This is a genomic window from Jiella flava, from assembly GCF_017349315.1.
GTDB lineage: Bacteria > Pseudomonadota > Alphaproteobacteria > Rhizobiales > Rhizobiaceae > Jiella > Jiella flava.
The window spans coordinates 143,963-155,749 of record NZ_JAFMPP010000008.1 but is presented as its reverse complement, the minus strand read 5'-3'; the positions used below and the strand labels follow the sequence as shown (position 1 = coordinate 155,749).

Here is an 11,787-nt window from a genome sequence, read left to right as displayed (position 1 = left end):
AGAGAGAGGTGCGTTCCGATGGCGTGGATGGCGCTCGGCGAACTTTTCGCAATCCTGTTCGGTCTTCTCGCCGGCTGGTATTTTCTCGTCTATCGCGACCCGGTCACAGGCAAGCATGGCCGTAGCCTCACCGGCCGGCCGCCGCCTTCCGCTGACGGGAGCGACAAACGGAAGCGCCGGGACGAATGAGGGTGAAAGCTCGGTCATCGTGCCGCCTCCGCGTCGTCTGAGTTCTTGCGGCCAGTCGGCGGCTCGCCGTCACCGCCCACGCCAGCGGCCGTGGCGCGCATCGTGCGCAACAGCTGCAACTCGGCCTGAAAGTCGACATAATGGGGCAGCTTCAGGTGCTCGACGAAGCCGGTCGCCTGGACGTTGTCGGCATGGGCGAGAACGAACTCTTCGTCCTGCGCCGGGGCACGGCGTTCTTCATCGAACTCGTCGGCTCGAAGCGCACGGTCGACAAGGCTCATCGCCATCGCCTTGCGCTCCATCTGGCCGAAGACCAGCCCGTATCCACGCGTGAACTGCGGCGGCTCGGATTTCGAGCCGGTAAATTGCGACACCATCTGGCACTCGGTGACCCGCACCCGGCCGATGACGACGGTAAAATCGAGGCCGTCGATCTCGACCTCGACATCCACTTCGCCGATACGGATTTCGCCAACAAAGGGATGGGTGCGCCCGAAGCCGCGCTGCGTGGAATAGCCAAGGCCGAGAAGGAAGCCCTCGTCTCCCCTCGCCAGCGCCTGCAGCCGAAGGGCCCGCGCGGCGGGATAGGCGAGAGGTTCGCGGGTGAGATCGGCGGGATCGTTGCCGTCCGCTGCGCCATCGCTTTCGATCAACGCCTCATCGCCCAGAATGTCGGTGACGCGCGGGGCACTGCGACTGCTCTCCGCCACGCGGCGCTCCGGCGCCTCGACCGGCAGATCCGCCGCCATCGCCGGCTCGATCAGCCGGTGGGTGTAGTCGAAGGTCGGGCCGAGCAGCTGGCCGCCAGGCAGATCCTTGTAAGTTGCCGAGATCCGCCGCTCGATCCGCATCCGCCCGGTCTCGATCGGCAGCGACACGGCAAAGCGCGGCAGCGTCGTGCGATAGGCGCGCAGCAGGAAGATCGCCTCGATCAGATCGCCACGCGACTGGCGCACAGCCATCGCGGCCAATTCCGGATCGTAGAGCGAACCCTCGGCCATGACGCGGTCCACCGCCAGCGCCAACTGCTGGGTCAATTGCTCGAGCGTCAGGGCCGGCACCTGCCGATCGCCGCGACGGCGATCGTCGAGCAAACGATGGGCATTGGCGATGGCGCGCTCGCCCCCCTTGACGGCGACATACATGGCTCAGCTCCTCTCGACGACGGTTGAGCGCGGCAAGGCCATCAGCCGGGTGCCTGAGGTGAGGATCAGATCGAACCCGCAGGGAAACAGTGCGCGATTGCGCTGGCGAAGCTCGGTGAAGCCGCTGTCAAGCCCGAGGATGTGGATGGTCTGCACCCCGTCGACACCCGGCCCAGTGAGGACGAAGCCGTCGCCGGCGGTCAGATCGTCGACCTCGACGAGCACCGTCGCCGCGCGGTCGGGATATTGCAGCGTCCCGAGCGGCAGGGCCTCGAGCAGCATCGGGCGAAGCGTCGAGACGACCGCGAAGGCCGCCTCTTCGATCGGACGCAGCCGCGCGCCAGTCTGGAAGGCGAGCCAAGCGGCTAGATCGTCACTCGCCGCCTCGACATGGACGGGCGTGGCGGCATCGGCCATCGCCGCAAGCACCGCGCCTTGGGCTTGTCTCAGCGGCTCTGGCGGCCGGCAGCGATCGCCCAGATCGACCACCGTTCCCGGCCGCGCCATGGCAGCGAGGAGCTTGGCGAACACCGCCTGGGCGTCGAACACCGGATCGGCAAAGCCGCCTTCGACTGTCCGCGCCGTCGCCACCGCTGCGTCTTGCGTGACCATCAGTCTTCCCCGCGTGCCATCGTGAAGAAATCCACCTTCGTCGCCGCCGTTTCCTCGGCGCGCTGGCCGTCCGCCGCTGCGATCAGCCGTTCGATCTCGGCAACGACCTCCCGCTCGACGGCCGCCTGGCATGTATCGATCTGCCAGAGGGCGTCGAAGGCGGCGGCGTGACGGGCCTTTTCCAGATCGCGGCCGAGAATCATCGCGTGACCAACCGGCCCATTTGCAAGACGCACGCTCGCCCGCGTCGCGCTCGCCTCACCGAGATTGAAGGCGGCGCCGCCACCGCCGGTCCGTCCCCGCACCATGACGAGCCCGACCTCCGGCCCTCGCACCGGCACAATCGTGCGCCCGTCGGCCAAACTCGGCCACCGCGCTTCGAGAAAGCCGGCCGGCGCCTGCGCAAAGGCACTCATCGCGCGGCGGCGGCGCTCGGTCGGATCGGCAGCAGACCGCATGCGAAGCACCCTTCAATCCCAGCAAATTGTCTATTTGTATAGACAACTGTCCAGTCATCGACTAGCACGTCCGGAGTGACAGTTGAATGACGCCGTGAAAGAGCCTGATGAATTTGACGGAGACCGCCGAGGGCGTCGCCAAGTGGCTGCAGGTGAGCAACGCGCTGCGCGCGGCGCTAGCGAATGGCGCGTTCGGCGCACAGCTGCCGCCGGAGACCGAGCTTGCCGACCGATTTGCGGTCAATCGTCATACGGTTCGCCGCGCGATCGCGGCGCTGACGGCGGAAGGCCTGCTCCGCGCCGAACGGGGCAAAGGCACTTTCGTCGCCGGCGATGTCGGCCGCATGACCTATCGCATCGGCGCCAAGACCCGCTTTTCGGAAAACGTCGCGGCGGCGGCGCACAATCCCGGCGGACGGCTGATCGGCACCGGGCGCGAAGCCGCCACCATCGCGATCGCCGAAAAGCTCGGCTGCCGACCGGGAACGCAGCTGCTGCGACTGGAAACCCTCGGCGCCGCCGACGAAACGCCCGTGCTCATCGCCACGAGCTGGCTTGTGGCCGAGCGCTTCAACGGCATGGTCACGGCCTATGCCGAAACCGGATCGATCACCGCTGCCCTCGCCCGGCTCGGTGTCGCGGACTATCGGCGCGTCGAGACCCGGGTGACGGCACAGACCGCCGGGCCGAGCGAGGCATTGCGTCTCGGCTGCGCCGTCGGCACCCCCCTCCTGCAGACGGTCGGCATCGATGCCGACACCGATCTCCACCCGATCCAGGTGGTCCGCACCCGATTCCTCGCCGACCGCTTCGAGCTGTTCTTCGCCAGTTAAGAACCACGCCGGCGATCGTGGCGGCCGACCATCAGGGTTCCCGCGACAACCGAGCCGTCTCCGACCGTGCGAAGCGGCCGGAGATGAGCGTTTGCAACGGGCCGAACAGGATCAATCCGGCGGTGACCAAGAACAGGACCAGCGCGATCCAGCTATGGGTCGGAAAGCTCAAAATATCGCCGTCCGACAGGAGCAGCCCTCGCCGCAGATTTTCCTCGAATTGCGGGCCAAGCACCAGTCCGATGACAAAGGGGGCGAGCGGGTAGCCGCCCCGTCGCAGGGCGTAACCGAAGACCCCGAAGGCGACAGCCACAACGCCGTCGAGCGCATTGCCCCGAACCGTGATCGCCCCGATCAGCGAGAAGACGATGACGCCGGTCATCACATAGGATTCCGGAATCGCCAGCAGCTTGCCGAACAGGCGGACGATCGGAAAAGCCAGGATCAGCATCAAAATATTGATGATGACAAGCACGGCAAAAATGGCATTCACGACGTCGAGATGCTCGCTCATTAGGCGGACTCCCGGCGTGATCCCATGAACGACCATCGCCGATAACACGATGGCGGTGACCACGTCACCGGGAATGCCGAGGGCGAGCGTCGGGATCATCGCACTGCCGGTGACCGCATTGTTGGAGGATTCGGCGGCGATCACCCCGTCTGGCTCCCCCTTACCGAAATTGTCCCTGCGCGGCGAGAGCTGTTTGGCGGTGGCGTAGCTGATGAAAGCGGCGGTTGCAGCCCCGGTTCCAGGCAGCGCACCGATAAAACATCCGATCGCCGAGGAGCGCAAAAGATTGCCAATCCGTCCTTTCCATTCACTCAAGCTTGGCAGCATCAGTCGGACACCGCTAAACACCGACTCATTCTTTCCGTCCTGAGCAAGGCGGGTGAAGGCTTCGGAGACTGCGAACAGGCCGATAACGACGCTGATCAAATCGAGCCCCGCGGTGAAGAATTGGATCCCGAAGGTGAAGCGCGCTGCCCCGGTCACCGGATCGGTGCCGATCAACGACAGGAAAATCCCGGCCGAGCCCATGGAAAGCCCTTTTAGCATGCTGCCACGTGACACCGCGGCGATGCAAGTAAGCGCCATCAGGATCAGCGCAAAGACCTCAATCGAGCCGAAGCGGGTGGCAAAATGCGCGAGCTGGGGTGCGGCGACGATCAGGACAATGCAGGAGATGAGACCGCCGGCAACGGAGGATGCCGTCGACCAGCCGAGTGCCTTGCCCGCCAGTCCCTGCAGCGCCATTGGATAGCCGTCGAGCACGGTCGCGGCCGACTGAGGTGTGCCGGGCGAATTGATCAGGATGGCGGAGATCGACCCACCATAGACCGAGCCGCAATAGACGCCAAGCAGCAGCGCGAGGCTCGGCACTGTGTCCATGCCGAAGGTAAAGGGCAGGCAGATCGACAAGCCGACCACAGATCCGAGACCCGGCAGCGCGCCGATGATGATACCAAGGGCCGTACCGACGATCATGGCGACAACAGTCGCTGGAGCCCAAACGTCCGCCAAGAATGTCAAATCGACCATTAGAACATCCCTCCACTGAGAAGAGCCGGAAGCCGAATGCCGAGCCCGTCATTAAACAGCCACCAAAGGCCCGGCCCAAGAATTAGAAAGGCGACGATCCCACCGCCAAGCGACCGCACACCGGCCAATCGGAGCAGCAACGGCAAGATCAGGACGATCGGAACCATGTAACCAAAGAACACGATGGCCACGGCCAGACCGACCGTCGCCGCCATAATCGCGAGGACGAGCACTGGATCGTCGTCGGAACGACCCTGACTGTCGGGCGCCGCCGGCGCTCTAAAAAACGTCGTCGCCTCGCGGAAGAGGTCGACCAGACCCAGGGCGACCCAGACGACCAACAAGATATGCGGCAGCGCTTGCGACGTGTCACCGGCAGCAATATTCATGTCGCTGCCGGCGGCGCCCAGAAGGGACGCCGCGAGGAAGAACGGGCTAGCAACCACGAAGGCCGCGGAGACTATCAACCGTCCGATAGAGCGTGACACCTGCTCGTCTGATGTGTCCGAACTGTCCGTCATCAACCGCTGTTCCTTTTGCCAGCAAGACAGCGGCGCAATTTGATCCGCGCCACCGTAAGAACGCCTTGGCGTTATTTCACCAAACCCGCCTCTGCGAGGATCTTTCGGTTCTTCTTCGTGTTCTCCGCGACGAAAGCTTCGAACGCGTCGGGGCCGCGATATTTGATGCCGGTATTGGTCTTTTCCGCGAGCGATTTGAACCGATCCGTCGCGATCGCCTTCTGGCAGGCCTCGGCGTATTTCTGCTGCAGATCCTTCGGCAGCCCTTTGGGCGCGACCAAGCCCTGCCAGACCGAGAAGTCGAGGTCGTAGCCAAGCTCCTTCATCGTCGGAATGTCGGGGTAGGTCTTCAGTCGCTCCGGTGCAAAAACTGCCAGCGCAGTCACGTCGTTACCTTCGAGCACGGTTGCCGTGTCGGCGAAGAGATCGATCTCGCCACCCGCCATCGCATTCATCGCCGGCCCAGTCCCCTTGAACGGCAGATGAACCGCCTTCAGACCAGCCGTCGCCGCGAAGGCGGCCATGGCCAGATGCGGGATCGTGCCAGGCCCCGACGAACCGTAGACGATCCGCTTGGCCTTGCCACGCTCCACCCACTGCTTGACCGATTTCATCTCGGAGCCCTTCTTTTCCAGAAGAAACACCGGCGTCGACGTGGTCTGACAGATGTAGCTGAAGGAGTCGGCGTTGTAAGAGGTCTTGCGCAGCGATGGCTGGATGGCGAGCGGACCGATCGGCAGATAGCCGATGGTCGAGCCGTCATTCGCGGCATCCGCCGTCGCGGCCGCGCCAATGGTGCCACTCGCACCAGCAACATTGCGAATGACGGTGGTCTGACCGAGCGCTTCGGAAAAGCCGGGCTCAAAGACCCGCGCCACGCTGTCCGTGCCACCGCCGGCACTGAAGGGGACGATCATTTCGACGGTCTGCGCGCTGGCCGACGTCGAAAACGACAACGCCACACCAATGGCGGCCAATGTGATGATTTTCATGGTACCAAACTCCCAAATCAAACCGCGACGTCCTCGATTGTCGGCCGCTAGAATCATTTCGCTCCGCCAACAATTCGTAGCGCTATGATTTTTACACAGGCGAATGAGAAGGACAACCCACATGCCGTAACGGCATTTTTAAACAAACCAGAGAGCATTTTTATGAGATACAATGCCATTCACAATTGCACCACTTGGAATTGTTGCCAAATATGATCAGACTTGTGATTTAAATTGACAGCTATAATTCGTAGCGCTACGATTTATGAAACTAACTTTGCGACACGTCCGTTCCGACGCGAGCACAGACAGCCGGAATCGGCGAATGGTGCTACGTCGGACTGGCCATTTGCAGACCTCCGCCACATCAAGAACTTCCGCTGCATCAAGAATCCGAGTGAGTGATCGCCCATGACCCGAAAGGTCTCAGAACTTCGCAGCCAACGGTGGTTCGCCTCGTCGGACATCCGTGGCTTTGCCCATCGCCAGCGCACCCAGCAGATGGGCATGCGGCGCGAGGAGTTTATGGGCAAGCCGGTCATCGGCATCCTCAACACCTGGAGCGAGATGAGCCCCTGCCACAGCCATCTGCGTGATCGCGCCGAGGCCGTGAAGCGCGGCGTCTGGCAGGCCGGCGGCTATCCGGTTGAGCTGCCGGCGCTGTCGGTCGGCGAGGTCATGGTCAAGCCGACCACCATGCTCTACCGCAACTTCCTGGCCATGGAGGTCGAGGAGATCCTGCGCTCCCATCCGATCGACGGCTGCGTGCTGCTCGGCGGCTGCGATAAGTCGACACCGGGCCTTTTGATGGGCGCGATCTCGATGAATGTCCCGGCGATCTACTGCCCCGCCGGGCCGATGTCGACCGGCCGCTGGCGCGGCACCGTCACCGGCGCCGGCACCCATACCAAGACCTATTTCGACCAATTGCGGCGCGGCGAGATCACCGAAGATGACTGGATCGACCTCGAAAGCCGGATGACGCGCTCGGCCGGCACCTGCAACACCATGGGCACCGCCTCGACCATGACCTCGATCGTCGACGCCATGGGACTGACGCTGACCGGCGCCTCGTCGATTCCGGCGGTCGATTCGGGTCATCCGCGCATGGCCTCGCTGTGCGGCGAGCGCGCCGTGGCGATGGTCTATGAGGATCTGAACCCCCGTGACGTGTTGTCCGCCGACAGCTTCAAGAACGCGCTCGTCACCTATATGGCGCTCGGCGGCTCGACTAACGCCGCCATCCACCTGATCGCCCTGGCCGGCCGCGCCGGCATTTCGCTGACACTGGAAGAGATGGCAGCGGTCGCGGCGAAGATTCCGGTGCTCGCCAACCTCTTTCCGTCCGGCAACGGTTTGATGGAGGATTTCTATTTCGCCGGCGGGTTGAAGGCATTGCTGGCCAAGGTCAAGGATCATCTCGCCCTCGACGCGCGCACCGTCGAAGGCTGCAGCCTCGGCGAGGCGATCGCCGGCGCCGAATGCTTCGACGACACGATGATCCGCAATCTCGACAATCCCGTCGTGCCACTGGAGCGTGGCTGCAGCCTCGTCCTTTTGAAGGGCAATCTTGCTCCCAACGGCGCGATCATCAAATCCTCCGCCGCGAGCCCGAAATTCCTCAAGCACGAAGGCCCGGCGCTGGTCTTCGACCATCCGTCCGCAATGATGAAGGCGATTGACGACCCCGATCTCGACGTCAGCGAAGACACCGTCCTCGTCCTGCGCAACGCCGGTCCGGTCGGCGCCCCCGGCATGCCCGAATGGGGCAATCTGCCGATCCCGAAGAAGCTGCTCATGCAGGGCGTCAAGGATCTCGTGCGCATCTGCGACGGTCGGATGAGCGGCACCCATTACGGCACCTGCGTCCTGCATGTCGCGCCTGAAGCGGCCGTCGGCGGCCCATTGTCGCTGCTGCGCACCGGTGACACCGTCGCACTTGACGTTTCGGCAGGTCGGATCGACATGAAGGTGTCAGCGGAGGAACTCGATCGGCGGCGCGGCGAACCGCGCCACGACAAGCCTCTCTTCGAGACCTCATTCACGGCGCTCTATCAGCGTCACGTCAGTCAGGCGGATCAAGGCTGTGACTTTGATTTTCTGGCGGGCGTGCGCGACTTACCGGAACCCGAAATTTTCTAAGGATTTTCAATGTCGATCGATATTTCAAATCCCTTTCGTAAACTCCTTGCTCAATCCCGTAGCGTCAAGCCCCTTGGAACTTGGCTGATGTCGGCCGCGCCCGGCCCCTCGGAAGCGATCGGCCATGCCGGTTTCGATTTCGTCGTCGTCGACATGGAACATGTGCCGGTCGACGTGCCGCAGCTGACCGACATTTTGCGCGCCGTCGGCTGCACCCCGGCGGTGCCGGTCGTGCGCATGGCATGGAACGATCTGGTGATCACCAAACGGGTGCTCGATGCGGGCGCGGCGACGATCATGGTGCCTTTCGTGCAGACCGCAGACGAAGCCAGAGCCGCCGTTGCCGCCGCGAAATATCCGCCGCTCGGCCATCGCGGCGTCGCGGCGATCCAGCGGGGTTCACGCTATGGCGCCGCGCCCGATTATCTCAAACGCGCCAATGACGAGACTTTCGTCATCGTCCAGTTGGAGACACCGGAGGCGGTCGAACGCCTTACCGACATCGCCAGCGTGCCGGGCGTCGACGCGCTATTCATCGGCCCCGGCGACCTCTCGGCGGCGATGGGACATATCGGTGATCTCGGCCACCCGGAAGTGCAGGCGCTGATCCAATCAGCGGCCGATCAGGCCGACCGGCTCGGCAAGCCGATCGGCATCGTCGGGCCCAATCCGCAGATGGTATCGGCCTTCCTCGATTATGGCTACAGCTTTTCCGCCATGGCCTCGGACATCGCGATGATGACCGGCCGCGCCCGGGACTGGCTGGCGGATCTTCGCGGCGACGGCAACGCGGCGACGAGCACGGTCACCTCGGCCTATTGAGCCCCCTCGCCCGCGCCTGGCGACGCCGCTGATCGCCACGGCATCGGCGAGACAATCGGAATCGATTTTCGGCAAAGCACGATGCGTCGATTCAAAGGGTTAGAGCGCCCTGCGTCCGGTCGGACGCAGGGCGCTCTAACTGCTGCCGCGCTCGACCACCACAAAGCCGGTGTCGACCGCCCGATTTGCCGGGCGCTCGCCGGTCTCGAAACAGGCAAGAAGCAGCCGGGCGATCTCCTCGCCGATGACGTCGCCGAACGGCCGAATGGTCGAGAGCGACGGATTGGTGAAACCGGAAAATTCCAGATCGCCGAAGCCGATGATTGCGAGATCGCCGGGCACATCGATGCCGCGACGGGCGCATTCGAACAGCACGCCGAGTCCCAGCGTGTCGTTGGAGGTGGCAACGCCCTCGATGCCCGGCCGTTTGGCGAGCGCCATCCCGACGAGGCCGGCCGCCGTTTCGGCACTGGCCGGGCGCGGATGATTGACGATCTCCACCGTTCCGCCCGCTTGCGCGACTTCCTCGGCAAAGCCGCGCGCCCGCTGCATCGCCCGGCGATCCTCCTGCATGCGCGCGCCGAGGAACGCCAGTTGTCGCCGGCCCCGCCGCACGAGATGGCGGGCCGCCGCCCGGCCGGCCTCGATATGCGAAAACCCAACCGACAGATCGAGCGGATGATCGCCATGTTCCCACATCTCGACCACCGGACAGGCGGCCGAGTGCAAGAGGTCGCGCGTCATGACGGCGTGGTGGAAGCCGGTCAGCACCAGCGCCGAAGGTGACCAGGAAAGATAGGCCTGGACCAGCGCAAGCTCGCTCTGATCGTCATAATCGGCACTGGCGATCATCACCTGAAAGCCGTGCTGCGCCAACAATGTCTGCAGGGAAGAGACGGTCTGCGCGAAAAAGGCGTTGCGCATCGACGGCACGATCACCCCGACAACCCGCGAGCGCGCCGCGGCGAGCCCGCCGGCCATAAGGTTCGGAACATAGCCGAGCCGTTCGATCACTCGCGCGATCGCCGCGCCGGTCTTGGCCGAGACGGCTGTGGGCCTGCGCAGAAACAGGGAGACGGTCGAGGGCGACACGCCGGCCTCAGCCGCGACGTCGCTCATCTTCACGCTCTGCCGGTTGCGGCGATGGCGCCGTCCCTGCTGTCCGTCCAAACCGTCTCGCTCGAATCCCCGCCAGCCCGATGCGACGAGCTTATACCAAAGGACGCCAAACGGGAGCCGCTTGACGAAAGGGAAAGGCGGCGAAAGCAGCCCGGCGGATGGGGCGCGACGACGCGCCATGGCCGTCTCAAGCGAAATCGCAGGCACGCTGGAGCGTTTCGGTCGCCGCGCGGCGATCAAGATCGGCAAAGCGCGCGATGGCGCGGGCGGCGGTCGGATGATTGCGCAGGATATAGGCGGCATTGGCCGGCTGGCGGCGGGCGCGCCATTCGCCGATCGTGATCGTCATCGCGTGACGAACGCTGATCAGGTCGAACAAATCCTCGATCTCGCCCGCGTCTAGCGGATGCACCGGATGACAGGCGGCCAATAGTGTCGCGACGAGGCCGAGCGGCGGCCCTTCGGCCGGCACCTGATAGGAGCAGGCCACCGCGACGTCGAAGATCCGCGGTGCCTCCACCATATCCCCGAAATCGAGAATACCGGCGATGCAATCGTCGTCGCCCTCGGCGACGAGAAGATTCGAGGGATTGAAGTCGTTATGGATGATCTGACGGCGGAAGTGTTTCTGCCGCGGCACGATCTCGCCGGCAAACCGGTCGAGGATCGCCTCGACCGGTGCCCGCAGCGCCGGATCGGCGATGCTTCCCGTCAGCCGACGCAATTTCGCGGCGTGCTGCATGTCCCACAGGATTTCCTGCTCGGGAACGGGATAGGCAAAACTCTCAAAGGCCCTCGACACGCCGCCGAGCAGGCTGCCGATCGACGCCATCTGCGGTTCACGCCTCAGCACCTCCGAAAGCGGCCGCCCGGGCAGAAAGGTCAACAGCCGGACCAGATGGGGCAGCCCCTCGGCCTCGACCAAGACCTCGGCCTCGCCGGTCAGGGTCGGCACGAGGCGCGACACCGGCAAGTTCGGCGCGACCGTAGCGAGATGGACGAGCGCGGCATCCTGAAAGCGGATCACCGCCTGATCCTCCGCCGCATTGGCAATCTTCAAGACATAGCGCTCGCCGGTCTCGGCGGTCACGCCAAGCGTCAGATCGCGCTCGCTCGCCATGACAAAGACCTGGCCGGCAAGACCGTAGAACCGCTGCAGAATGGTCTCGGCCTCGCCGGCCGAAAACGGCGGTGTCGACGCCCGGAACGCGGCCGGCGCGTCGTCGGTCTCGGTCATGATCGTCATCCGTGGCTTGTCCTTCGCCTGTCTGGTCGCGGGCTGAGCGCGTTGACCGCCATGCTGCCTGCGCGCTGCCGGCTCCGGCGACACGCGCCGTACCGAGCCGCTTCGATCTCACAGCGATAAGATCCCGGGCCGAAAAAATGTCACAGGTCGCGTCGACGGCGACCA

General features: G+C 64.2%; 12 protein-coding genes. 4 read left to right on the top strand and 8 right to left on the bottom strand.

Features of this window, described 5'->3' with window-relative positions:
* Positions 1–18 precede the first annotated feature (18 nt).
* Positions 19–189: a hypothetical protein gene (locus J1C48_RS11145; RefSeq protein ID WP_207257918.1), complete on the top strand. Its 171-nt coding sequence runs from the start codon at positions 19–21 to the stop codon at positions 187–189.
* 14 nt (positions 190–203) lie between these two features.
* On the opposite strand, the gene J1C48_RS11140 is transcribed toward J1C48_RS11145, so the two are convergent.
* Genes J1C48_RS11140 through phnG form a run of 3 tightly spaced genes read right to left on the bottom strand, consistent with a single transcriptional unit; the run spans position 204 to position 2,404 of the window.
* Positions 204–1,334, bottom strand: a complete 1,131-nt coding sequence (locus J1C48_RS11140) for a carbon-phosphorus lyase complex subunit (RefSeq protein WP_207257917.1) — start codon at positions 1,332–1,334, stop codon at positions 204–206.
* Positions 1,335–1,337: 3 nt separating this feature from the next.
* A complete protein-coding gene (gene phnH / locus J1C48_RS11135) occupies positions 1,338–1,946 on the bottom strand; it encodes a phosphonate C-P lyase system protein PhnH (protein ID WP_207257916.1) in 609 nt (202 codons plus the stop codon).
* Positions 1,946–2,404, bottom strand: a complete 459-nt coding sequence (gene phnG / locus J1C48_RS11130) for a phosphonate C-P lyase system protein PhnG (protein ID WP_207257915.1) — start codon at positions 2,402–2,404, stop codon at positions 1,946–1,948. The genes phnH and phnG overlap by 1 nt, the downstream gene beginning before the upstream one ends.
* A 107-nt stretch (positions 2,405–2,511) precedes the next feature.
* On the opposite strand from phnG, the gene phnF reads away from it, so the two are divergent.
* Positions 2,512–3,237, top strand: coding sequence for a phosphonate metabolism transcriptional regulator PhnF (gene phnF / locus J1C48_RS11125; RefSeq protein WP_207257914.1), 726 nt, complete (start codon positions 2,512–2,514; stop codon positions 3,235–3,237).
* Positions 3,238–3,268: 31 nt separating this feature from the next.
* Here the strand turns inward: phnF and J1C48_RS11120 are convergent, their stop codons facing one another.
* The 3 genes from J1C48_RS11120 to J1C48_RS11110 form a co-directional block, all read right to left on the bottom strand.
* The gene (locus tag J1C48_RS11120; protein ID WP_207257913.1) at positions 3,269–4,780 is read right to left on the bottom strand and encodes a tripartite tricarboxylate transporter permease; all 1,512 of its coding nucleotides are present in this window, start codon (positions 4,778–4,780) and stop codon (positions 3,269–3,271) included.
* Positions 4,780–5,301, bottom strand: coding sequence for a tripartite tricarboxylate transporter TctB family protein (locus tag J1C48_RS11115; protein WP_207257912.1), 522 nt, complete (start codon positions 5,299–5,301; stop codon positions 4,780–4,782). The genes J1C48_RS11120 and J1C48_RS11115 overlap by 1 nt, the downstream gene beginning before the upstream one ends.
* A gap of 71 nt (positions 5,302–5,372) precedes the next feature.
* On the bottom strand, positions 5,373–6,293 hold the full coding sequence (locus J1C48_RS11110; protein WP_207257911.1) for a Bug family tripartite tricarboxylate transporter substrate binding protein: 921 nt from the start codon (positions 6,291–6,293) through the stop codon (positions 5,373–5,375).
* Positions 6,294–6,704: 411 nt separating this feature from the next.
* On the opposite strand from J1C48_RS11110, the gene J1C48_RS11105 reads away from it, so the two are divergent.
* Together J1C48_RS11105 and J1C48_RS11100 are read left to right on the top strand one after the other, a co-directional pair.
* Positions 6,705–8,435 carry an IlvD/Edd family dehydratase gene (locus J1C48_RS11105; protein ID WP_207257910.1) on the top strand — a complete coding sequence of 577 codons (1,731 nt, stop codon included), beginning with the start codon at positions 6,705–6,707 and terminating at the stop codon, positions 8,433–8,435.
* Between the two features lie 87 nt (positions 8,436–8,522).
* Positions 8,523–9,257, top strand: coding sequence for an HpcH/HpaI aldolase family protein (locus tag J1C48_RS11100; protein WP_231081706.1), 735 nt, complete (start codon positions 8,523–8,525; stop codon positions 9,255–9,257).
* 135 nt (positions 9,258–9,392) lie between these two features.
* Here the strand turns inward: J1C48_RS11100 and J1C48_RS11095 are convergent, their stop codons facing one another.
* Both J1C48_RS11095 and J1C48_RS11090 read right to left on the bottom strand, forming a co-directional pair.
* Complete coding sequence (locus tag J1C48_RS11095) at positions 9,393–10,376, bottom strand: LacI family DNA-binding transcriptional regulator (protein WP_207257909.1); 984 nt, start codon at positions 10,374–10,376, stop codon at positions 9,393–9,395.
* Between the two features lie 187 nt (positions 10,377–10,563).
* A complete protein-coding gene (locus J1C48_RS11090) occupies positions 10,564–11,622 on the bottom strand; it encodes a phosphotransferase (protein WP_207257908.1) in 1,059 nt (352 codons plus the stop codon).
* Positions 11,623–11,787: the final 165 nt, after the last annotated feature.